Source organism: Thermogemmatispora carboxidivorans (assembly GCF_000702505.1).
Classification (GTDB): Bacteria; Chloroflexota; Ktedonobacteria; order Ktedonobacterales; family Ktedonobacteraceae; genus Thermogemmatispora; species Thermogemmatispora carboxidivorans.
Genome location: NZ_JNIM01000001.1, coordinates 4,266,748 through 4,286,946 on the forward strand (window position 1 = coordinate 4,266,748; position 20,199 = coordinate 4,286,946).

Here is a 20,199-nt window from a genome sequence, read left to right on the forward strand (position 1 = left end):
CAGGCCAGTAAGGGAAGGTAAGGCAAGAGAAGGAGGAAGAGCCAGGCGTGCTGCAAGGCCTGTCGCAGCCGTTCTCAGGATCTGGTACAGAGTCACTGGTCCCAGCCATAACCTTGTTCGCTCCGCTCCTGACCGAGGATGCGGAGCGCGCGACGGCAGAGGAGGCGCTGCTGCGTGCAGCGGCGGAGTGGCATCTGTGGCTCAGCGAGGGTCTGGCACGGTGCAACCTCTCTCTGGCACCTGACGATCTTAACCACGTCGCTCAGCTGCTACTGGCACGCCTGCTGTTCCTGCGTTTGTGCGAGGAGCGCGGCCTGGAGCCGTCAGGCGGCCTGCTCCGGCTGAGCAAGCAGCGCATGCTCTACGCGCGTCTACAGCGGCGCTTTCAGACGGCAGGAAGACGTTACGCCGCCGGCCTCTTCTGCACCAGACCTCGGCTGGCGGGGAGTACTACGTCGACTGGCCCGGCCAGCGCTCCCTGCGAGATGACAGAGGAGCTGCTTTCAGCGCTACGACTGGACGATGAAACCTTGTGCAGGCTGCTACAGGCCCTCTACCCTCCTCTGGCTCCCTGCGATTTCGCCCTTCTCTCCCCTTCGGTGCTCGGTCGCCTCTATGAGCACTTTCTGGAGAAGAGCCTGACGACGGATGCCGCTGGTCGCCTGGTCCTGAGCGAGGAACGAGCCACCAAGAAGGCCGACGGCATCTACTATACGCCTCCCCACGTTGTCGACTATATCCTCGCCCATAGCGTGGCAGCCTTGCTTGAGCGTGAGGCGGAGGTGACAGGCGCCGCTCGCCTGCGCATGCTCGACCCCTGCTGCGGAGCTGGCTCCTTCCTGACGCGCCTCTATCGCCTCCTGCTGCACTGGTTCCGCGAGCGGTATGTGGCGGCGGGAGCGGAGCGCTTCCCCCAGGCGCTGCGACGCGATGACCAGGGGCGCTGGCGCCTGACGCTGGCCGAGGGCCGTCGCATTCTGCTAGAGCAGATCTATGGAGTTGACCTTGATCGCCGCGCGGTGGAGGTCACCCGCCTGTCGCTCTTCTTGTTGCTCTTGGAGGAGTGCGCGAGTAGCGCGCGCGAGCGGGCCCAGGCCGCCAGAGTGCTGCCACACCTGGAGATGACGATCCGCTGCGGCAACGCTCTGGGGAGTCCTTTCGGCCCCGGAGTCGCTCCGTTCAGCTGGCAGACGGCCTTCCCACAGGTGTTCAAGAGGCAGGCTCAGGCAGAGATAGGGGGCTTTGATGCGGTGATCGGCAACCCGCCCTATCTGTTCGGCGAGCAGCGCCCGCAGACGGCTCGCCCCTATCTGGAGGCGGCTTTTACCCTGGCGCGCCGGCAGTACGACGCCTGCTGGCTCTTCATCGAGCAGGGTCTCAAGCTGACCCGCCCCGGCGGACGCTTTGCTTTCGTGGTACCCGACGCCCTGCTGGCTCGCGATGAGGCTCGCCAGGCTCGCGCTACCTTGCTGCGCGAGGGATTGCTGCGCGTCTACCATTGCGGCCCGGTCTTCCGCGCCTGCGTCTCCGCCGCTGTGCTGGTCGTCGAGCGCGGCGCTCAGCCATCGACGATCGCCTGCGATGTACCAGCGCCAGCGGCAGCCTCCCCGGCCAGCGAGGGCCTGCCAGCGCTGTCAGTGTCTACACGTGCCCTCTGCAGCCGGCAGCGCTTCCTGGAAGATGCCAGCCATCGCCTGCTGGTCCATGTGAACGATGAGGAGGCAGCGTTGCTGGCACGCCTTGAGCACGAGGGGGAGCCGCTCGGCCAGCGGGTGCGCATCTCGCGCGGCGAGGAGATCGGCAAGCGGCGCGTGGCCACGACAGGCCCCCTGCCAATCCTGGCCGGCGATAACGTGACGCGCTACTATATTGCTCCTCCAACGCGCTTCGTCCATACGCTGACGAAGCCCGCTGACTTCTACCAGGCCCCCAAAATCGTGGTGGTGAAAACGGGCCGACGCTGCGTGGCAGCTCTGGAGACCGCCGGCCTGGCAACAATGCAGTCGCTCTATAACCTGCACCTGCTCGACGAGCGCCTTTCTTACGAAGCTCTGCTCGCCATTCTCAACAGTCGTCTGATCGATTATTACCTCTATAAGACATTTACTGCCTATAAACGTCTATTTCCCCAACTCAATCAGACAACGCTGGCCGCCATCCCCCTGCCACCGCAGCTGGCTGCGCACCAGGAACCGCTGGTCGCTGCCGCCCGCGCCATGATGGCCCTGCAAGAGCGTCTGGCGGTCAGTACCAGGGCTGAGGAGTGCCAGGCTCTGCATCAGCAACGTCTGAGGCTGGAGGCTCAGATCAACGCCCTGGTTTTTCGCCTCTACGGCCTCAGCGAGGCTGAAACGCGGATGCTTGAAAGCGCGGTATAAAATAAGAGGGTAACGTCAGCGAGAGTGGGGGAGAGGAGCGCGCCCGAAACCGACCTATCCGTCTTGTCAGGTGGCTGATCCTATTCCTGCTGGCAGCCCGCCAGTCTGGGCGACGTGTACCGCCTGGGCAGGCGGGATCTCATCCCGGCAGAGGAGAGAGCCAGCCGGCCCCGAAGAAGCGCAGCCAAGAGCGGCGAACCATTATGGCACAGCTTGCAGCAACTTGACAGAAGAGCAGATTTTCGCGTACAACGATAGGAGTTGGGGCTTTTTTTGCGCCTGCCAGTCAGGACGCAGGGCGGTCGAATCGGTCAGTGCAACGAGCCGAAACAGCGCGTCATCATGGACACGAAGGAGGAGCCATGTTAGAAGAGCAGATCACAGAGATCCCTCCCGAGACCGAGGGAGGCAAGATCGATCCCAGGAAATGCTACGTGTGTGGGGCCAAGGCGACAGCTCTATGTGCGCGCTGCCAGATGCCCGTGTGCCCTGAGCATCAGCAGTCTACTCGCGACTACATCACCAAGATAGCGACGATCCTCTGCGACGACTGTGCAGACTACTACGAGGCCCTGATTAAGCCTTGAGCGCGCAGCAGCGCAGCCACGCGCATCTGGGTAGTCTCGCCTGGTCTGAGAGAGCGCGCTCATCAGCAGAGACGAAAGCCAGTACGGCAATCTCGCGTCTGAACCGTAATCGGACTTGACTGACTGCGACCGGTCCGCGTCCAGCAGCGATGCTCGCCGTGTGGCGACTGGGCATGGGCACAAGAGGGTAAAGCGTGGCTGTCTGTCTGGTCTTGCTGTCCCGAGTCCTTGCCATCAAGCGAGGCGGCAGAGAGCCAGCAGACAGGCAGACAGGCAATCTGACTGTACACCAGCAGAAGGTCCAGCTCCCAGGAGAGGAGAGCGAGCGACAGCTGACCTTGCGCCAGCTCGTCGCCCGCCTCCTCTGGGGCTGGACCCTCTCTATCTGAACTGTCTCCCGCAGCGAGGGGTCAGAGCCTGCACCGACCCGGCTATGGCCCGGCTCACAGCGGGGGATTCTGGCAGCTCGGATTGAGCACCGCCTGGACCTTGGGATCGTTGAGATTGGCCTTGGTCAGGATCGTTACCCCGGTATCCTCGCTGTGGATGGTGGCATGCTGACGCAGGATACTCACCATCGCATTGACGCTGTCATAGCCCATCCTAAAGGGGTTCTGCACTACCAGCGCCGAAATCGTCCCCTGCTGCACTCCCTTGACCTCGTCGGGAGCGGCATCCCAGCCAATGATCGTGATCTTGCCAGCTTTGCCAATGCGGCGCACGGCCTCCGCCGCCCCCAGCACGCTCGGCTCATTGGCGGCAAAGATTCCATTCAGATCAGGATGGGCAGTCAGGATGTCCTCGGCCACACTCAGCGCCTGGTTGTAGTCGCTGTGACTGGACTGGTCCGCAACGAGCTGAATGCCCGGGTACCTGGCCAGCTCCTGCTTGAAGCCCTGGACACGCTGATCATTGGTGGCACTGCCCGGCTGGAACTCGATCAGGGCCACCTTGCCATGACCATTGAGTTGCTGGGCCAGCAGATCAGCAGCCTTGCGCGCCGAGGCGATATTATCGGTGGCGAAGAGCGGCACGTTGGCCGGCTGCGGATAGGTGCCCGAGTCGATATTGACCACGGGAATGTTCGCTTTGAGGGCTTGCTGTGTCACCTGGTAGAGAGCACGCGCATCGGTGGCGGCGTAGATCAGGCCATTGACATGCTGCGTGATATAGTTAGTCAGCAGGTCGATCTGCCCGGTCACGTCGGTCTCGGCAGTGACCCCATTCCAGATCACTGAGACCTGCTGCTGCTTCGAAGCGGCGCACTCCGCCCCTTTGTGGACCTGCTCCCAGAAGTCAAAGCCGATGGCTTTGGGAATAACGGCAATCCTGAGCGGTCCAGAGGCAGTCGTGTTGTTATTACTGCCTGATGACTGTACAGTGACGCTGCCACAGGCACTTACCAGGCCGGCCACCAGCAGTAGCCAGAGAGGAAAGAAGATATCCCGCACCAGTCTGCGCAGAAGTTGTCGCATCAGAACAGCCTCCTTTGCCTTTGACCGCGGCCTGCCGCGGTCGCGTGTTTCCTCACTGAAGCGGCGGGCCTCGCCAACCCAGGCCGCGCCGATCGTTCATCGTCCTTGATGCCATATCCTCTTTGCCTGCGCCTCATGCGGCAGTTGCCTACCAACAAGCAGCATTATCAATCAGCTCAGCCTGCTCTCCGGTCAGTGGACAGGCGGACCGGACCGACGGGCAGGCCCATTGGAAGAGGAGGCCGCCAGTCAGAGAGAGCAAGCACGTTCAGAAGAGAGGCCACCCCCTTTCTTACATCAGCGGTAGAGAGTAGAGAGCGCTCCGAGCCAGCCGCAGAGACGGCGGGGCGCACAGGACGGTTGGCGTGCGGTGCGGGTTGCCCGCGCTTAGCGGGTGCTCTCCGCAAAGCGGCGGCGGCGGAACTGGTCCCAGATCACCGCCAGCCAGATAATGACGCCGATGATAACGCTCTGCGTAAAGGTATCAATATTGAGCAGGACCGCCCCGTTGCGGATCACCGCCATCAAGAAGGCTCCGATGAGAGTGCCCAGAATGGTGCCCTGGCCGCCGAAGAGGCTGCAGCCACCGATGACGGCGGCGGCGATGACATCCAGCTCCAGACCGTCACCAAAGTTGGGCTGGCCCGAGGCCACGCGCGACATGGCTACCATGCCCCCGAAGCCGGCCAGCAGGCCCTGGAGCACATAGACCGCCACCAGATAGGCGCCGACACGAATGCCCGCCAGGCGCGCCGCCTCCTCATTGGAGCCAATGGCGTAGGTGTAGCGCCCCAGGCGTGTGCGGCTCAAGAGCAGGTGGGCCGCCACAGCCAGCACCGCCAGGGTAATTAAGGGAATGGGGATGCCGTCGATCATGCCCTGGCCGAGCAGGCGGAAGGAGTCGGGAACGCCGAAGACGGCGGTAGCTCCTGTAATAATGTTCACGAGGCCGCGAGCCACGCTCATCATGCCAAGAGTGGCAATAAAGGGCGCTAGACGCGCGCGGGTAATCAGCAGGCCGTTGGCCAGGCCAGCCAGGCCCCCAACCAGGGTGCCGCCGAGCACTGCCAGCGGCCAGCTCAGACCGAGATCGACCATCAGCTTGACGCCGAGCACCCCCGCCAGAGCCGCCACCGAGCCGACCGAGAGATCAATACCGGCGGTGATAATGACAAAGGTCATACCCAGGGCAATGATGGCCGTGACGGCAGTCTGTGAGACAATATTGAAGAGATTGTAGAGAGTGAGAAAGACCGGCGAGGCGATGGAGAGCGCGACACAGATGACGATGAGCGCGCCCGCCGCCGCGAATTGAGAAATAAGGTCGGAGATCTGGGCTGGCAGCAGCCGGCGCCAGGAGAGAGCGGCCTCCGCGCCTGGCTCGTCCGTGATCTTTCTGCTCAGAGATTCCTTCATGGGATGGTCACCTCACTGGCCCCAGTTGCCAGGGCAATGATGCGCTCTTCACTGAACTGCCCTCGCGAGAGCGTGCCAACGATGCGCCCCTCGCGCATCACCGCAATCCGATCACACATGTTGAGCAGCTCAGGGAGATAGGACGAAATGAGGACAATGGCCCGCCCCTCGCTCGCCAGTCTGCCAATAAGAGCAAACATCTCGGCTTTGGCCCCAACATCGATACCGCGCGCCGGCTCGTCGAAGAAGATGACTCTGGCCTGCGTCTCTAGCCAGCGCGCCACGACGACCTTCTGCTGATTGCCCCCCGAAAGGAGGCGCGCCTTGCGGCGCACCGACGGGGTGCGGATATTAAGGCGCTGGCAGGCTCGCAGGGCAGTGGTTCGCTCGCGCCGCAAGAGCAGGAGGCCCAACCGGGCAGGAAGGCTGGCCAGGGTGATATTCTGATCAACGCCCAGATCAAGGGCCAGGCCCTCACGCTTGCGATCCTCGGTGACGTAGGCGAGGCCGGAGCGAATGGCGTCGGCGGGGCGGCGAATGTGCAGCTCCTGACCGTCCAGGAAGATGCGCCCGCTGTCGATGGGGTCAGCACCACAGACGGCTCGCGCCAGCTCGCTGCGTCCCGCGCCGATCAGGCCGGCAAAGCCCAGAATTTCGCCGGCCCGCACCTCGAATGAGCAGTCGTGGAGCAGGCCGCGCCGGCTCAGTTCTTCGACGCGCAGCAGAACGGGGCCAGGATGGGTCTCGGGGCGCGGGTAGAGGTTGGTAATGGCCCGCCCGACCATGAGCTGGACCAGCTTCTGCTCGCTGAGTTCGGCCCGCGGAAGCGTGGCAACGACACGCCCATCGCGCATGACGGTCACGCGATCAGCGATCTGGAAGATCTCATCGAGGCGGTGGGAGATGTAGAGGACGGCCACACCCTGGTCCGTGAGCTGGCGAATGACCTCAAAGAGACGGGCAATCTCTTGCTCGGTAAGGGTGGCAGTCGGCTCGTCAAGGATGAGGACACGCGCATTGAAGCTGATAGCGCGAGCAATTTCGACAAGCTGCTGCTCAGCTACGGAAAGCGAGGCGACCAGGCGACGCGGGTCGAGGTCGAGACCAACTTGCGCCAGTAGATGGCGCGCCTCGGCCAATTCGCGGCGCCGGCGGATGAAGCCGAAGCGCAAGGGCTCACGCCCGAGAAAAAGGTTTTCGGCCACGGAGAGGTGTGGCGCAAGGGCAAATTCCTGGTGCACCATTGCGACGCCAAGAGCGCGGGCATAGTGCGGCCCGTGAAAGCTGAGGGGGTGGCCGTTGAGATAGATCTGGCCAGCGTCAGGGCGCTCCACCTGATACAGTATTTTCATGAGCGTCGATTTACCGGCCCCGTTCTCACCAGCCACAACGTGAACTTCTCCGGGATAGATGTCGAGGTCAACCTCGGCGACGGCGGTGACGCCCGGAAAGCGCCTGGTGATCTTGCGCAGGCGAATGATCGGTGACTGCTCCGTCTCCACTGAAGTCGAAGGCATGACGACCTCCCTGCGAGTATGGCAACGGCTTCATAGCCCCGCCCGCTCTCCTTGTACCCTGCCTGTCCCCCCACCCCCTTCTTCCGCTTCCTGCCAGCCCGTATCGATATGGCCTGGCTCCTCTGATTAGGAGGGGAGATGACTCTCTTCGGCAAAGATATCGGCTAGCACTCCTTCTTTGGAGTGGCGAATGTGAGCCGCTAACAGGGCAGCAGCCTCGTCGAGCTTGCCGGCGAGTAAGGCCCGCAAGATCTGCTCATGATCGTTGAGCGCGATCTCGATGCGACGCGGATAGAAACTATCGCGCATCTGGAACATGCAGAGCTGACTGCGTAGCTCTGAGAGACAATGGATCAGACGCCCGTTGCGCGAGGCGCGCGTGATCAACAGGTGAAAGAGCAGATCAACTTTGAGAAAGCGCAAGAAGGGATTGCTCGTCAGCTCGGCACGGATGGCCTCTAGCTCATCGAGCTGAGCCTGTAGCTCTTCACGCTTCAGATGCGGCGCCGCCAGCCGGAGGGCGAGGACCTCCAGCGCCTCACGCAGGTCGTAGATCTCGTGGATGTCCTGGGCGGTAAAAGTGCGCGTCCAGTAGCCCCGCCGCGGATCAGCACGGACCAGCCCCTCTTGGACGAGCCGCTCTAGCGCCTGACGTACAGGCGTGCGGCTGACGCCCAGTTGCTCGGCCAGGGTCACGTCAGACAGGCGCTGCTCCTCACTGCCACCCAGCAGGATGACGCGCTTCCAGAGCTGCTCGTAGGCATAGTCAGCAACGGTCGGGGTGGCGGTGCGCTCTTGCCCCCAGAGCAGGTCGAAGAGTTCACCCACAAAGCGCTCGTCAACAACGTCGGCAACAGCTGCCGCCGCCCCCTCCCGGTGATTGGTCTCCGCTTCAAATTGCCTCATACCTGCTCACTCCTGTCTTGCTGCTTGCTAGTTTGAGCAGGCCGTCCCCTCGCTTCAGATTCCAGCCCCCCGTCGAGCCTGGGCCGAGGTCCGAACCTGCTACGCCCCGCGGCTTCAGCAGCCCACTCTTGCCTTCGTCGCCTCCGCCGCTCGCTCCCATCCGACTGGCCCCAAGTCTGCCCACGCCCACGGTGCGCCTCTTTATTTTGGCGCGCCCGCCCAACTTTGTAAAGAGTACGCTGTATTCAGAATACAGAATATAGTATACCTGGAAGGGGTGCCCAGGTCAAGGCGCGCACCCTCGCTTTGGCTCTGCCATCCATGCTCTGCCCGGCACTGGTCACCCGGCCTCCATTGCATCATCCATCGATCATCTGCCACTTTCTGTACGCTAGAACGTATAAGGAATCGCGTGAGATGTTTAGGCTCTGTCTTCCCCTACGGAGGTGAGTCTCATGACTGTAACATACTCTCCGCTCTCTTTCATCCTGCTCCTGATCATCGTAGGAGGCCTCTTCTTCCTCTGGAGGCTTATGCATGGTCACCATTAGTTAGTGTTCTCAAGCTGGCCAGGGCCAGCCCGGTCTGACAGCAGCCAGCTCAGCGGGCCTGGTTGCCCGTTGAGCTTTCTTTCGTTATTTGTGTGCTTGACTTTGTTGCCTGCTGTACTGTATTCTGAATACAGAATATAGTATACCTTCAGATGGCGCAGCGTCAAGCAGGCGCTTGCCACCTCCGCCATCGACGAGGGGCGCCGGGCGCCATGCCGTGGACGAGGCTCTCTCAGGCGAAGCAGGGGAGGGTTGGCGCTCCACAGGGGTTGCGGAACCACCCTGGGAGTGGGGGCTCATCAGCGAGGAGCAAGAGAGAGAGGAGAATCTGACCCGAGGGAGGGCGGCCCGCTCGTCTGCTCTGGCGGAGGGAGCGGCGCGTTGCCAGCCAGGTAAAAAGGAGTGGTGTATTGACAGTAACCATCGTTGATGTCCGGGCCTACGATATTCGGTTCCCCACCTCGCGCACGCTGGCCGGCTCTGACGCCATGAATGCCGATCCCGATTATTCGGCGGCCTATGTGATTCTGCGGACCGATCACCCTAACGGGCTGGAGGGCCACGGCTTTACCTTCACCATCGGGCGCGGCAATGAGATTTGTGTGGCTGCCATTCGGGCCCTGGCGCCGCTGGTGCGTGGGCACACGCTGGAGGAGTTTACTGCCGATATGCGCGCTTTCTGGCGTCACATAACGGGCGACAGTCAGCTGCGCTGGATTGGGCCGGAGAAGGGTGCGATCCACATGGCCACGGCGGCTCTGGTCAATGCGGTCTGGGATCTCTGGGCCAAGGTCGAGGGGAAGCCGCTCTGGAAGTTGCTGGTAGACATGTCGCCCGAGCAGCTGGTGGCTTGCGTCGATTTCCGCTATCTGAGCGATGTGCTCTCTCCTGCGGAGGCGCAGGAGTTGTTGCAGCGCCTGGCGCCGACGCGCGCCGAGCGCGAGGCCGAGCTGCTGCGCCTCGGCTATCCTGCCTATACGACTGGAGCCGGCTGGTCTGGCTACAGCGATGAGCAGCTGCGGCTCCTCTGTCGCCAGGCACTGGCCGAGGGCTGGCGCCATTTCAAGCTCAAGGTTGGTCTCGGCCTGGAGCGCGATCGCCAGCGCGCCCGTATCATGCGCGAGGAGATTGGCCCCGATTGCACGCTGATGATGGATGCCAACCAGGTGTGGGAGGTAGAGGAGGCCATCGCCGCTATGCAGGAGCTGGCGAAGTTCCAGCCACTCTGGATTGAGGAGCCGACCAGTCCCGATGATATTCTCGGCCATGCTGCTATCGCGCGCGCCATTGCTCCTGTGCGCGTGGCAACAGGCGAGCATGTTCAGAACCGCATCATTTTTAAACAGCTCTTTCAAGCTCAGGCCATTGGCTTCTGCCAGATCGACGCCTGTCGTCTGGGCGGCGTCAACGAGGTGCTGGCTGTGCTCTTGCTGGCCGCTAAATACGGGGTCCCGGTCTGCCCCCATGCTGGCGGCGTGGGTCTCTCCGAGTATGTGCAGCATCTGGCGATTTTCGATTATATTGCCGTCAGTGGCTCGCTGGAGGGACGAATGATTGAATATACACCCCACCTGCATGAGCATTTCGTGCACCCGGTAGTGATGCGCCATGCACGCTATCTGCCACCGCTGGCCCCCGGCTACAGCGCGACGATGCACGCCGACTCGATTGCAGCCTATTCTTTCCCCGATGGGCCGGTCTGGGCGGCAGGGCGGCGGGCCGCAGCCGAGCGCTCGAGCGAGTGAGGCGCGATCGGGCGCTCAATGGTGGCGCGTGCCGGGCCGTGCGGCCTGGCAGGCTTTGGGCTGGGGAGGGCAGGCAGGCTTTCCAGGGGCCTGGCGCGCGCGCTACAATAACAGGAGGATTGCCAGCTATGCGCAGAGTCGGACAGATTATTGGCCTCAAGCCAGATGCCATTGAGACCTATGAGCGGCTGCATGCCGCGGTCTGGCCGGAGGTGCTGGCGACTATTCACGCCTGTAATATCCGTAACTATACGATCTTTCGTCATGGGACGCTGCTCTTCGCCTATTTCGAGTATGTCGGCGACGACTACGAGGCCGATATGGCGAAGATGGCCGCCGACCCGAAAACACAGGAGTGGTGGAAACTCACCGATCCCCTTCAGGAGCCTGTGGAGTCGCGGGCGCCCGGTGAGTGGTGGGCGCTGATGCGCGAGGTCTTCCACACGGACTAATGTCTGTCTGTCGAGGATCAAGGAAAGGAACGGAAAGGAGGGGCAAGCGTGGTCTTTCGCCTGGATGGGAAGGTGGCTTTGATTACGGGCGCCGGCTCGGGGATTGGGGAGCAGATTGCGCTGCTCTTTGGGCGTCAGGGGGCGCGGGTGGTGGTGGCCGATCTGCGTCCGGAGGCGGCGCAGCGGGTGACGGAGGCAATCGTGGCCGCCGGAGGCCAGGCTCGCGCCTGGACGCTGGATGTGGCTGAGGAGGATCAGGTACGGGCTGCTCTGGCTGAGGTGGCTGCGCGCGAGGGTCGGCTGGATATTCTGGTCAATAATGCTGGCGTCAGTCATGTGGGCAATGTTTTGGAGACGTCGCTAGAGGATTGGGAGCGGGTGATGCGCGTCAATGCCCGCGGCGTCTTTCTCTGTGCCCGCGAGGGAGTACGCCAGATGCTGGCCCAGCAGCCGCCCGGTGGGGTGATCATCAATCTGGCCTCGGTGGCGGCGCTGATCGGCGTGGAGCGTCGCCTGGTCTATAGCGCGAGCAAAGGGGCGGTGCTGGCCCTGACACGCACCATTGCCGCCGATTACGTGAAGCAGGGCATTCGCTGCAACGCCATCTGCCCGGGCACGGTGCATACGCCGTTTGTGGAGGGCTACCTGGCGCGCGATTTTGCGGGCCGCGAGGATGAGGTGCGCCAGCAGCTCCATGCGCGTCAGCCGTTGGGGCGCATGGGACGGCCCGAGGAGATTGCGGCGGCGGCCCTCTACCTGGCCTCAGATGAGGCGGCCTTTGTGACCGGCTCTGCGCTGGTGATCGATGGCGGCTGGACGGCTATCTGACGGCTTTCAGGCTGTGCCACCCAGCGCAGCAGACGCGAGACGGCCAACTCTCCAGAGAGCGGCCTGAGTGGTCAGGTCAGTCGCTAGCTGAGTCGGGCCGTCCAGGCGCTGCCACCCCTGTTCCTGAAGAGCGAACGTCAGAGGAGGTATGTTGTAGCTATGACGTCTGCAATGGGGGCTGCGGCCCCGCTGCCGCGGCGAGCGCTAGGTCAGACTGGTCTGCAGGTGACGCCGATCTGCATCGGCTGCGCACCGTTGGGCAATATGCCGGAGACCTTTGCCTACGAGGTGCCCGAGGAACGGGCTTTAGCGACGATCCGCGCGATCTTTGCCAGCCCACTCAATTTTCTTGACACGGCGGCGGCCTATGGTGATGGCGAGAGCGAGCGCCGCATTGGCGTTGTGTTGCGCGAGCTGGGTGGCCTGCCGCCCGGCTTCGTCCTGGCAACGAAGGCTGACCGCAATCTGCAGACGGGCGAGTTTAGTGGCTCCCAGATGCGCCGTAGTGTGGAGCGTAGCCTGCGCCTGTTGGGTCTGGAGCGGCTACAGCTGGTCTACCTGCACGATCCTGAGTATATTCCTGATCCGACACAGGACCCGTTCGAGGTGATGATGGCCCCGGGTGGGCCGGTCGAGGTCTTGCTCCAGCTGAAGGAGGAGGGTCTGATCGAGCACCTGGGCATCGCCGGCGGCCCGATCGAGATGATGACGCGCTTTGTGGAAACTGGCCTCTTCGAGGCGGCCATTTCGCACAATCGCTATACGCTGCTTAACCGCGAGGCTGATCGTTTCTGGGACCTGTGCCGCAGCCGTGGGGTGGCTACGGTGAACGCCGCTCCCTACGGCAGTGGCTTGCTGGCGAAGGGGCCAGAGGCGTATCCACGCTACATGTACGGCGAGGCGAGCGCGGAGCTGTTGGAGAAGGCCCGGCGCATGCAGGCCGCCTGTGCGCGCTATGGGGTGCCGCTGGCAGCGGCGGCTTTGCAGTTCTCGCTGCGCGATGAGCGCATTGCCTCGACCATCGTTGGTGTGACGCGGCCCGAGCGCATTGCCGAGACGCTGGCCCTGGCTCAGCAGCCGATCCCAGCGGAGCTGTGGCCGGAGCTGGAAGCTATCTATCAGGCTTCGTAATACCTGGTGAGTGAGGGCAGACAGACAGACAGACAGACAGGCAGGCGGGCGGGCGGCGGCGCCAGGCCAATCGGCCAGGGCCAGATCCACGGAACGGAGTGCTTCCCAGCGTAGACAGGCACAGAAAGGAGCGAGAGCCGCCATGCGCGATCTTTCTCTCTCTTCCTCTGTGGGAGCCGATGAGCTGCTCCCCATCATCGATGCCCATGTCCACTTTTGGGACCCGCAGCGCTTTCGCATGCCCTGGCTAGAGGGGCATCCACAGCTCAAGCGCGCTTTTGGGCCGGAGGACTACCGGCGGGAGACGCAGGGTCTGCCGATCGAGGCTCTGGTTTACGTTGAGGTGGTGGTTGCGCCCGAGGAGGCGCTACGTGAGGCCGCCTGGATTGTCGAGTTAGCACGGGAAGAGCCGCGCCTGAAGGCCATTGTCGCTGCGGCCCCCCTGGAGCAGGGCCTGGCGGTGCGCGCCCACCTGGAAGGGCTGCAAGCGCTCTCGCCCTTGATCAAGGGGGTACGACGCAATATCGAGAACGAGGTGGAAGACGACTTCTGTTTGCGCCCGGCCTTCATCGATGGCGTGCGTCTGCTTGCCGACTATGGTTTCTCCTGTGATCTCTGTCTGCGCCATCAGCAGCTCGCGAGCGTCGTCGAGCTGGTGCGACGCTGCCCCGATACACGTTTCATCCTTGATCATCTGGGGAAGCCGCCGATTCGCACGCATGAGCGCGAGCCGTGGCGGCAACATATCCGGGCCCTGGGCGAGCTGCCAAACGTGGTCTGCAAGGTCAGTGGCATGGTCACGGAGGCCGATCACCAGCGCTGGAGCGCCTATGATTTGGTCCCCTATCTGGGGACGGTCATGGCGGCCTTCGGCCCTGAGCGCCTGCTCTTCGGGGGCGACTGGCCGGTTGTTCTGCTGGCCTCCAGTTATCGGCGCTGGTATGAGACGTTGCAAGCGATGCTGAGCGCCTATCCGCTCTACGAGCAGCGTCTGCTGTGGTCGGAGACCGCACGTCAGGTCTATCGTCTCTAATTCAGCCGTCCCGCACTCGCTGGTCAATGCCCTTGCTCAGCGGTACGGTAAGTTTAACGGCAGCGAGCCGACGCAGTTTCAGATGAGGAGGCTCCGGCTCGCTGCTTCTTCTCTACTTGTATACTTGCTCTGGCGGGCGCCGCTTCGCGGGGAGAGGACTCTCAGCCGCGGCGCTCAGACGGCCTGGCCGGGGCGCAGGGCCTTGAAGCGACGGGTGGTCTCGGTAATGGCGATCTCGGTCGGCAGGCGCTCCATGCTGGAGGCCCCAAAGAAGCCGACGACTCCGCGCGTGCGCGCCAGCACATAGGCAGCATCCTCCGGTTCGGCGATGGGGCCGCCGTGGCAGAGGACCAGAATATCGGGGTTGACAGCCCTGGCGGCGTCGCGCATGGCCTGGATGCGCTCAACGCACTGGTCCAGCGTCAGGGCGGTCTGGGCGCCGATGCTCCCCTTGGTTGTCAGGCCCATGTGAGGGACCAGTACATCGGCTCCAGCTTCGGCCATCGCGCGCGCCTGTTCGGGGTCGAAGACATAGGGTGCGGTCAACAGATCCAGCTCGTGTGCCTGACGGATCATCTCGACCTCCAGGGCGAAGCCCATGCCGGTCTCTTCCAGGTTCTGGCGGAACACTCCATCGATGAGGCCGACGGTGGGGAAGTTCTGGACGCCAACAAAGCCCATCTCCTTGAGCTGGCGCAGGAAGTAGGGCATGACGCGGAAGGGATCGGTACCGCAGACGCCGGCCAGAACGGGCGTGTGCTTGACAATTGGCAGAACCTCGCCGGCCATTTCAACGACGATGGCGTTGGCATCTCCATAGGGGAGCAGACCCGCCAGGGAGCCGCGTCCGGCCATGCGGTAGCGGCCCGAGTTGTAGATGATGATCAGGTCAACGCCGCCGGCCTCAGCGCACTTGGCCGATAGGCCGGTCCCGGCACCGGCACCGATAATCACTCCTCCCTGTTTGACGGTTTCTCGCAAGCGCGCAAGTGCCTCTGCTCGATTCATGATACTGCTCCTCCTTCGTTGGGCGCTTGAGTCTGGTGAGTCTGAGCGTGCATGCTCTCAGTTTGCTCGCCGGCCAGGCGCCGCTGTTCCTGGATCAGCTCATCAAGGCGGCGGGCCATTGCTTGAGCGAAACGCGGGTCGTTGATGTCCATGTCCAGCTCGTGGACCTCGATATGGGGCTGCAGGTCGGCCTTGAGAGCACCGATGAGAGCCTGGTCTGCAGCGGGATCGTAGAAGGGCTGCCCCTCGGTATCGATGAGTGAGACGCCGCGCAGCGGAATGAAGAGGACCGTTGGACCGCGCGCCTGGTTAAGCTTGCGCGCGATGATGTGGCCAAGAGTGGCACACTCTTCGGGGGTGGTGCGCATCAAGGTGACGGTCGGATTGTGCTTGTAGAGGCGTCGCGAACGGAATTTGTCGGGGACCGTCTCTATGGGACCGAAGTTGACCATATCGAGGGCTCCGAGCGAGACCACCTGTGGCAGGCCCGCCTGACCAGCGGCCTCGAGGCGCTCGGGGCCAGCGCTCAGGACACCGCCCACCAGTTCATCGGCCAGCTCGGTCGTGGTGATATCCAGGACACCAGCCAGAAAGCCACCCCGCACGAGGGCTTCGAGCGACTGACCGCCGGTACCGGTGGCGTGGAAGACCAGTACTTCGTAGCCGCGCTCTTCGAGGGAGCGCCGCGCCTCCGTCACGCAGGGTGTGGTGACGCCAAACATGGTGGCCCCGATGAGCGGGCGGCTGCTCGGCGTCGGCTGGAAGGAAGCGTAGGTACGAGCCATGCCGGCAATGGCGGCGGCGGCGTTGCTCAGAATGCGTTCCGAGAGGCGATTGATCCCAGCGATGTCGACGACCGAGTACATCATGGCGATGTCAACGGCCCCGACATAGGGACGGGTGTCGCCCGAGGCGAGCGTTGAGACCATCAGCTTGGGGACTCCGATGGGCAAGGCGCGCATGGCCTGGGTCACCAGGGCCGAGCCACCGGAGCCACCCAGGCCCAGCACTCCATGCAGGCGGCCCTGAGCAAACAGCTCTGTGAGCACGACGGTGGCCCCACGAGCCATTGTCTCGATGGCCACGCCGCGATCGCCGCGGGCCACTAGCTCCGCCAGATCGGCCCCGGCAGCACGCGCCACCTCCTCGCGGCTGATGTCCGGCTGCGTCAACGGCGCCCCCTTGACACCGGCGTCGACGAGCAGCACATCGCAGCCCTCAGCTCGCACTCGCTGGCGCAGATAGGCATATTCCTGCCCCTTCGTATCCAGGGTGCCAACCAGAACAACGGTAGCCATAACATCTTCGTCCTTTCCTCTGTCATCCTGCCCTGGCCTGCTCGCGCCGGTGGGCCTGTCTGGGGGGGTATTCTCCCATCACTGGCCTCAGAGCCGATGCGCAGTCGCAGACAGACAGACAGACAGGCAGGCCAGACTCTGCCCGGCCCCCCTGGAGGGAGGATAATACTTGTGGACAGAGCATGACGAGCTACGCGGATAGCCCAGGCAGCTCAGCCTGCTTGAGAACAGGACTACCCGCCCACACGAGTAGTCTACTCACCTCCGCCTGCAGGCGTCAAGAAAGCAAGCAAGCGATGTTTTCCCCGCGCTCGCAGGAAAGCAGAGCGAGTGGACCTGGAGTAGGGGACGGCGCAAGCAGAGGAGAGCGGCCTCAAGCCGGCGCTGGTGGAGAGGGGCGAAGACGAAGCGGGCGGCGAAGAGAGGGGTTCAGGCAAGAAAGACGCCCCTTCCCCCTGGCTGGTGGGGAAGGGGCGACAGGCTTCAGGGAGTCTCCTCGAGGTATCCAGAGCGGAAGCGCCAAGGCTATGGATAGCCCGCCTGCTATAGACGAGACGACTAGTACTCGGGAGCCGGGGTCGCTGGGGCCTTCTCCTTCTCCGGGATATCGGTGACGAGGGCCTCCGTCGTCAGGATCATGGCGGCGATGCTGGCGGCATTCTGGAGGGCCGAGCGGGTCACCTTGGCCGGGTCGATGATACCGGCGGCGACCATATCCTCGTAGCGATCGGAGAGCACGTTGTAACCAACGTTCTCGTTCTGCTGCTCCTGCTGAGCGCGGCGCACGCCCTCGACGACCACCGAGCCATCGCGGCCCGCGTTGATCGCCAGCTGGCGCATCGGCTCCTCCAGAGCGCGGCGCAGGATCGACACGCCGGTCGCCGCATCGCCCTCCAGCTTCACGCTATCGAGGGCCTTAACGGCGTTGAGCAGGGCCACGCCACCGCCGGGGACGATGCCCTCCTCGACCGCGGCGCGAGTCGCCGACAGGGCGTCTTCCACGCGCGTCTTGCGATACTTCAGCTCCACCTCGGTCCCGGCACCGACCTTAATCAGGGCCACACCGCCGGCCAGCTTCGCCAGGCGCTCCTGGAGTTTCTCGCGATCGTAGTCGCTGGTTGTCTCCTCGATCTGGGCCTTGATCTGACGGATGCGGGCCTGGATGTCTGCCGGATTGCCGCGGCCCTCGACGATGGTCATATTGTCCTTGGTGGCCACCACGCGGCGGGCCTGACCTAGATCGGCCACGGTCGCGCTATCCAGGCGGCGGCCCATCTCCTCGCTGATCACCTGGCCACCGGTCAGGATGGCCATGTCGCGCAGCATCTCCTTGCGGCGATCACCGAAGCCCGGGGCCTTGACGGCCAGCACGTTCAGCACACCACGCAGCTTGTTGACCACCAGGGTGGCCAGGGCCTCGCCATCGACGTCCTCAGCCACGATGACGATCTCGCGCTTGCCCTGCTGCGTCAGCTGCTCCAGAACAGGCAGGATATCCTGGACGGCGCTGATCTTCTTATCGGTGATCAAGATGAACGGCTCGTCGATGACGGCCTCCATCTTCTCGGAGTTCGTCACGAAGTAGGGGGAGATATAGCCACGGTCGATCTGCATACCCTCGACATACTCGGTCTCGAAGTTGATGCCGCGGGACTCCTCGACCGTGATGACGCCGTCCTTGCCGACCTTCTCCATGACCTCGGCGATCAGATTACCGATGGTCTCATCTGCGGCGGAGATTGTGGCGACCTGGGCGATTTCCTTCTTGCCCTCAACGGGGATGGCCTTGGAGCGGATATATTCGACAACGGCCTCGGTCCCCTTGTCGATGCCGAGCTTGAGCTGCATCGGGTTGGCACCGGCGGCCAGATTCTTCAGCCCCTCAGTGACGATGGCCTGCGCCAGGACAGTAGCGGTCGTCGTACCATCGCCGGCGACATCGTTGGTCTTGGTAGCCGCTTCCTTCAGGAGCTGGGCCCCCATATTCTCAAAGGGGTCCTCTAACTGGATCTCCTTGGCGACGGTGACACCATCGTGGGTGACGCTGGGCGCGCCAAACTTCTTATCCAGCGCGACGTTGCGCCCCTTGGGGCCAAGAGTCACCTTAACAGCCTCCGCCAATACGTCAATGCCCTTCTTCAAAGCGTGACGCGCCTGTTCGTCAAAGACCAGCTGCTTCGCCATCGCTGTACTCCACCTCGCTTTCAAACTACTACTACTACTACTACTACTACATCTTCTGTCTCACTTGCTTGTCCACCTGCCTATCTCGACAGGCTGCTCTTCTCGCGCCAGCGCTCCCGTTGCCTCCGAGCATCTTATGCAGCGCAGGCAAGCGCTGACTCAAGACAAGCGATCAGAAGAAGAAGAAGAAGAAGTAACGCTGTGCTTCGGTTTCCTCACCAGAGCAGATCAGACAATGAGAAGAAGAGAGATGAGCGCGATCTCGCGCGGCGCCGTTCAACACGGTTCAGCTCAACACGGCCAGAATATCGCTCTCTTTGAGGACCAGATATTCCTCGTTGTCGAGCTTGAACTCGGTGCCGCCGTACTTGGCAAACAAGACGTGATCGCCCTCGTGCACCTCGATGGGCACCCGGTCCCCGTTATCGAGCAGGCGCCCGCTGCCGACGGCGATCACTGTGCCTTCTTGCGGCTTCTCCTTGGCTGTATCGGGGATGACGATCCCGCTCTTGGTCACTTCTTCCTTCGGAAGCGGCTTAACCACGACGCGGTCGCCTACAGGACGAATCTTCGCCATGCGCACACACTCCCTTCGCTGTTCGTTCGTTCGTTCGTTCCGTCAGTCAATCAGTCGGTCGCAAACACCTGCCAGCGGAAGAAGCAGGCTTACAAAAGGACGGCAGGAGCAGGCCCGGCTCTGGTCTGCCTGCCGTCCGCGCAGCGCGGCACGACAGGGCACAAGGCGCTGACCGCTGCTCACCGTCCGTTACTCGACCTCGACCGTTTCGTGACTCTCTTCTTGGCTGTGTTATCCTGTCCTGGGTTCTCTCCGCCTATACTAGATGCCACAGCCGCCGTTAGAACAACACAAGAGAAGCGTTAGAGTTCCGTAGGAATTGTGTTAGAGGAATGTTAGAATCCTGGTCTGGCTCCAGTGGACAGCGACCTCATGGCGCCGCTGGCCCTGCCGCTGCCCGTTGAGGCATGATATACTGCCGGCAGGACAGGGTAAGCAGCCTGGCTCGGTGCTCTGGATGGAGAGGCCGGGGGGAAACTGCCACAGAAAGGGGGAATTGTGCGATGCCGATACCTGGGCCAGAGGAACCCTCTGCTCAGCTGAGCCATGTGGACGCCAGCGGCCACGTGCGGATGGTCGACGTGAGCGAGAAGGCGGAGACGCGGCGCGAGGCCACCGCCCGGGCCCGTGTGCGCCTGCAGCCGCAGACGTTGGCGCTCATCGAGCAGAATCAGATTGCCAAGGGCAACGTATTGGAGGTGGCACGCATCGCCGCCATCATGGCCGCCAAGGCAACGCCGCAGCTGATTCCGCTCTGCCATCCGCTGCCGCTGACGCACGTCGGCGTCACATTCGAGCTGCAGCGCGAGCAGGGGCTAATCCTGATCGAGACAAGCGCACGCACCACTTACAAGACCGGCGTCGAGGTAGAGGCCCTGACAGCAGCAACGGTGGCCGCCTTGACCATCTACGATATGTGCAAGGCGGTCGACCACACGATTACGCTGGAGCAGGCTTATGTGGCGCGCAAGAGTGGGGGCCAGCACGGCCTGGTCGAGTTCTCGCCGGAGACATCCGCTTCCTAACGGACGACAGCGGGCCGCGGTCTGATCCGGTCCGCCGTCGTCCGTCCATCGACCGAGCGAGAGCGACGGACCGGACCGGATCGCACCG

Annotated in this window: 16 protein-coding genes; 8 read left to right on the forward strand and 8 right to left on the reverse strand. The window is 63.1% G+C overall.

Going from position 1 to position 20,199, the window contains the following annotated elements:
- Window positions 1-47: 47 nt before the first annotated feature.
- Together N688_RS16735 and N688_RS16740 are read left to right on the forward strand one after the other, a co-directional pair.
- Window positions 48-2,378: an N-6 DNA methylase family protein gene (locus N688_RS16735; RefSeq protein WP_052890347.1), complete on the forward strand. Its 2,331-nt coding sequence runs from the start codon at window positions 48-50 to the stop codon at window positions 2,376-2,378.
- 362 nt (window positions 2,379-2,740) lie between these two features.
- Window positions 2,741-2,965 (forward strand): hypothetical protein, encoded by a 225-nt coding sequence (locus N688_RS16740; RefSeq protein WP_052890348.1) that lies wholly within the window; start codon window positions 2,741-2,743, stop codon window positions 2,963-2,965.
- 443 nt (window positions 2,966-3,408) lie between these two features.
- Here N688_RS16740 and N688_RS16750 read toward each other — a convergent pair whose 3' ends face one another.
- The 4 genes from N688_RS16750 to N688_RS16765 form a co-directional block, all read right to left on the reverse strand.
- Window positions 3,409-4,440: an ABC transporter substrate-binding protein gene (locus tag N688_RS16750; protein WP_052890350.1), complete on the reverse strand. Its 1,032-nt coding sequence runs from the start codon at window positions 4,438-4,440 to the stop codon at window positions 3,409-3,411.
- 387 nt (window positions 4,441-4,827) lie between these two features.
- The gene (locus N688_RS16755; protein ID WP_081838944.1) at window positions 4,828-5,856 is read right to left on the reverse strand and encodes an ABC transporter permease; all 1,029 of its coding nucleotides are present in this window, start codon (window positions 5,854-5,856) and stop codon (window positions 4,828-4,830) included.
- The gene (locus N688_RS16760) at window positions 5,853-7,373 is read right to left on the reverse strand and encodes a sugar ABC transporter ATP-binding protein (protein WP_202901951.1); all 1,521 of its coding nucleotides are present in this window, start codon (window positions 7,371-7,373) and stop codon (window positions 5,853-5,855) included. The genes N688_RS16755 and N688_RS16760 overlap by 4 nt, the downstream gene beginning before the upstream one ends.
- A 126-nt stretch (window positions 7,374-7,499) precedes the next feature.
- On the reverse strand, window positions 7,500-8,279 hold the full coding sequence (locus N688_RS16765) for a GntR family transcriptional regulator (protein WP_052890351.1): 780 nt from the start codon (window positions 8,277-8,279) through the stop codon (window positions 7,500-7,502).
- 961 nt (window positions 8,280-9,240) lie between these two features.
- Between N688_RS16765 and N688_RS16770 the strand changes: the two genes are divergently transcribed.
- The 5 genes from N688_RS16770 (at window position 9,241) to N688_RS16790 (ending at window position 14,019) form a co-directional block, all read left to right on the forward strand.
- On the forward strand, window positions 9,241-10,575 hold the full coding sequence (locus N688_RS16770; RefSeq protein ID WP_052890352.1) for an L-fuconate dehydratase: 1,335 nt from the start codon (window positions 9,241-9,243) through the stop codon (window positions 10,573-10,575).
- Window positions 10,576-10,703: 128 nt separating this feature from the next.
- Window positions 10,704-11,027, forward strand: a complete 324-nt coding sequence (locus N688_RS16775; protein ID WP_052890353.1) for an L-rhamnose mutarotase — start codon at window positions 10,704-10,706, stop codon at window positions 11,025-11,027.
- 48 nt (window positions 11,028-11,075) lie between these two features.
- Window positions 11,076-11,855 carry an SDR family NAD(P)-dependent oxidoreductase gene (locus tag N688_RS16780; protein WP_052890354.1) on the forward strand — a complete coding sequence of 260 codons (780 nt, stop codon included), beginning with the start codon at window positions 11,076-11,078 and terminating at the stop codon, window positions 11,853-11,855.
- Window positions 11,856-12,014: 159 nt separating this feature from the next.
- The gene (locus N688_RS16785) at window positions 12,015-12,986 is read left to right on the forward strand and encodes an aldo/keto reductase (protein WP_202901952.1); all 972 of its coding nucleotides are present in this window, start codon (window positions 12,015-12,017) and stop codon (window positions 12,984-12,986) included.
- A 142-nt stretch (window positions 12,987-13,128) separates the two neighbouring features.
- Window positions 13,129-14,019 carry an amidohydrolase family protein gene (locus tag N688_RS16790; protein ID WP_052890356.1) on the forward strand — a complete coding sequence of 297 codons (891 nt, stop codon included), beginning with the start codon at window positions 13,129-13,131 and terminating at the stop codon, window positions 14,017-14,019.
- Between the two features lie 174 nt (window positions 14,020-14,193).
- On the opposite strand, the gene N688_RS16795 is transcribed toward N688_RS16790, so the two are convergent.
- The 4 genes from N688_RS16795 to groES all read right to left on the reverse strand — a co-directional run bounded on the left by N688_RS16795 (window position 14,194) and on the right by groES (window position 19,086).
- Window positions 14,194-15,027 carry a phosphoenolpyruvate hydrolase family protein gene (locus N688_RS16795; protein ID WP_052890357.1) on the reverse strand — a complete coding sequence of 278 codons (834 nt, stop codon included), beginning with the start codon at window positions 15,025-15,027 and terminating at the stop codon, window positions 14,194-14,196.
- Window positions 15,024-16,325 carry a Tm-1-like ATP-binding domain-containing protein gene (locus tag N688_RS16800; RefSeq protein WP_081838945.1) on the reverse strand — a complete coding sequence of 434 codons (1,302 nt, stop codon included), beginning with the start codon at window positions 16,323-16,325 and terminating at the stop codon, window positions 15,024-15,026. The genes N688_RS16795 and N688_RS16800 overlap by 4 nt, the downstream gene beginning before the upstream one ends.
- 558 nt (window positions 16,326-16,883) lie before the next feature.
- Complete coding sequence (groL, locus tag N688_RS16805) at window positions 16,884-18,509, reverse strand: chaperonin GroEL (RefSeq protein ID WP_052890358.1); 1,626 nt, start codon at window positions 18,507-18,509, stop codon at window positions 16,884-16,886.
- 286 nt (window positions 18,510-18,795) lie between these two features.
- The gene (gene groES, locus N688_RS16810; RefSeq protein WP_052890359.1) at window positions 18,796-19,086 is read right to left on the reverse strand and encodes a co-chaperone GroES; all 291 of its coding nucleotides are present in this window, start codon (window positions 19,084-19,086) and stop codon (window positions 18,796-18,798) included.
- 503 nt (window positions 19,087-19,589) lie between these two features.
- Between groES and moaC the strand changes: the two genes are divergently transcribed.
- Window positions 19,590-20,111 carry a cyclic pyranopterin monophosphate synthase MoaC gene (gene moaC / locus N688_RS16815; RefSeq protein ID WP_052890360.1) on the forward strand — a complete coding sequence of 174 codons (522 nt, stop codon included), beginning with the start codon at window positions 19,590-19,592 and terminating at the stop codon, window positions 20,109-20,111.
- The last annotated feature ends 88 nt before the right edge of the window (window positions 20,112-20,199 follow it).

What these genes read in the sequence shown, in the direction of transcription:
- N688_RS16740 (WP_052890348.1), top strand. Translation starts at nt 2,741, where the DNA reads ATGTTAGAAGAGCAGATCACAGAGATCCCTCCCGAGACCGAGGGAGGC.
- N688_RS16750 (WP_052890350.1), bottom strand. Translation starts at nt 4,440, where the DNA reads ATGCGACAACTTCTGCGCAGACTGGTGCGGGATATCTTCTTTCCTCTC.
- N688_RS16755 (WP_081838944.1), bottom strand. Translation starts at nt 5,856, where the DNA reads ATGAAGGAATCTCTGAGCAGAAAGATCACGGACGAGCCAGGCGCGGAG.
- N688_RS16760 (WP_202901951.1), bottom strand. Translation starts at nt 7,373, where the DNA reads ATGCCTTCGACTTCAGTGGAGACGGAGCAGTCACCGATCATTCGCCTG.
- N688_RS16765 (WP_052890351.1), bottom strand. Translation starts at nt 8,279, where the DNA reads ATGAGGCAATTTGAAGCGGAGACCAATCACCGGGAGGGGGCGGCGGCA.
- N688_RS16775 (WP_052890353.1), top strand. Translation starts at nt 10,704, where the DNA reads ATGCGCAGAGTCGGACAGATTATTGGCCTCAAGCCAGATGCCATTGAG.
- N688_RS16785 (WP_202901952.1), top strand. Translation starts at nt 12,015, where the DNA reads ATGACGTCTGCAATGGGGGCTGCGGCCCCGCTGCCGCGGCGAGCGCTA.
- N688_RS16790 (WP_052890356.1), top strand. Translation starts at nt 13,129, where the DNA reads ATGCGCGATCTTTCTCTCTCTTCCTCTGTGGGAGCCGATGAGCTGCTC.
- N688_RS16795 (WP_052890357.1), bottom strand. Translation starts at nt 15,027, where the DNA reads ATGAATCGAGCAGAGGCACTTGCGCGCTTGCGAGAAACCGTCAAACAG.
- N688_RS16800 (WP_081838945.1), bottom strand. Translation starts at nt 16,325, where the DNA reads ATGGCTACCGTTGTTCTGGTTGGCACCCTGGATACGAAGGGGCAGGAA.
- groL (WP_052890358.1), bottom strand. Translation starts at nt 18,509, where the DNA reads ATGGCGAAGCAGCTGGTCTTTGACGAACAGGCGCGTCACGCTTTGAAG.
- groES (WP_052890359.1), bottom strand. Translation starts at nt 19,086, where the DNA reads ATGGCGAAGATTCGTCCTGTAGGCGACCGCGTCGTGGTTAAGCCGCTT.
- moaC (WP_052890360.1), top strand. Translation starts at nt 19,590, where the DNA reads ATGCCGATACCTGGGCCAGAGGAACCCTCTGCTCAGCTGAGCCATGTG.